General features: G+C 32.0%; 2 protein-coding genes. Both read right to left on the bottom strand.

From position 1 onward, the window contains the following. Positions 1-291: branched-chain amino acid transport system II carrier protein (locus AC1DJR_RS29915; protein WP_477004248.1), on the bottom strand; the 291-nt coding region annotated here is incomplete at its 3' end. Positions 292-527: 236 nt separating this feature from the next. Then, positions 528-1,220 (bottom strand): FMN-dependent NADH-azoreductase, encoded by a 693-nt coding sequence (locus AC1DJR_RS29910; protein WP_477004247.1) that lies wholly within the window; start codon positions 1,218-1,220, stop codon positions 528-530. Positions 1,221-1,349: the final 129 nt, after the last annotated feature.

Genomic DNA, 1,349 nt, shown 5'->3' with positions numbered 1-1,349 from the left:
TAATGGACCGATCGCCAGATATAAAACTGTTGTAAATACAATACCGAATACAGGATGAACTCGGCTTGCTAATGACTGTAAATCTTCTTTACCTGAAATCCCAAATGCTAATACACCTAGTAATGGTAAACCTACTCCTGTTACTAAAAATCCAGCGTTAGCAATCCATACATTCTCTCCTGCCGATTGACCAAGCATCGCTGGGAATATTAAATTTCCTGCTCCAAAAAATAGTGCAAATAACATTAATCCGATAACTACTATGAACGAAAACGGTACTTTATTCGCCATAATATAACCCCCATTCAAATTTCCTTATCTCATTTCCAATTTTAACTAATTGAATTTTCTGAATATTTAATTTAAGTATCAACTATTCTTGAACTCATTATAGTTTGTTATATAATATTTTGCAATACTATTTTCAAACTTTTCATTTATTTTATGAATATACATTTTTCAACATGGAAATCAGACTAAAAAACCAACATGGTCATCCATGTTGGTTTTACATTTACTATCATTAATTAAAATTTCGCCGCTACTTTCTTAACGTTATCTAAACCTTCTTCAACAATTTGCTGTGAACGATCTGGATATTGATTGTGTCCTTCAATTACAACTGTCTCTGGATTTGCAATTCCCCAGAATCCAAGTACGTTTGTAACGTAATTAACAGCCATTTCCATAGGAGCCATTTGTTCAGAAGAATAATCTGAACCACGAGCACCTAAWACAACTACTTTCTTATCACCAACTAAACCTTCTGGACCGTTCGCTGTATATTTAAACGTTTTTCCMGCTTGAGAAAGATATGAAATRTAMGTRATTAATGGTGCTGGTACTGTAAAGTTCCATAATGGGAATGCAAATACTACTTTWTCWGCTTCTAAAAAYTGRTTTAARTAYTTATCYACTGTAGCAACTGCCTTCTCTTCTTCAGCTGTTATCTCCATTCCTTGACTACGTTTATATCCACCTGAAATAGCGATATTTCCGTAATACGGAAGATCTAATGCGAATAAATCTAACTCCGTAATTTCTGTATTCGGATTTGCTTCCTTATAAGCACTTACAAATGTTTCATACATTTTTGAACTAATTGCTTGCTCCGCTGGACGATCGTTTGCTTTTACAAATAATACTTTTGACATTGTTTTATTCCCCTCTACTTTTGTATTTTCTTCTTTTTTACCAAACAATGAGCTAAATAATCCCATTTTCTTCACCTAAACTTTCTTATCATATTCATTATTCATCATCATAAAAATTCTTATTCTAATAAAAAGTTCCAATTGATACCTTAACCTAAGTAAATTAAAACTTTTTGTTATTTAATTACCTTATGT

Source organism: Bacillus sp. 05T31, from assembly GCF_056396725.1.
This window is presented reverse-complemented; position numbering and strand designations above follow the sequence as displayed.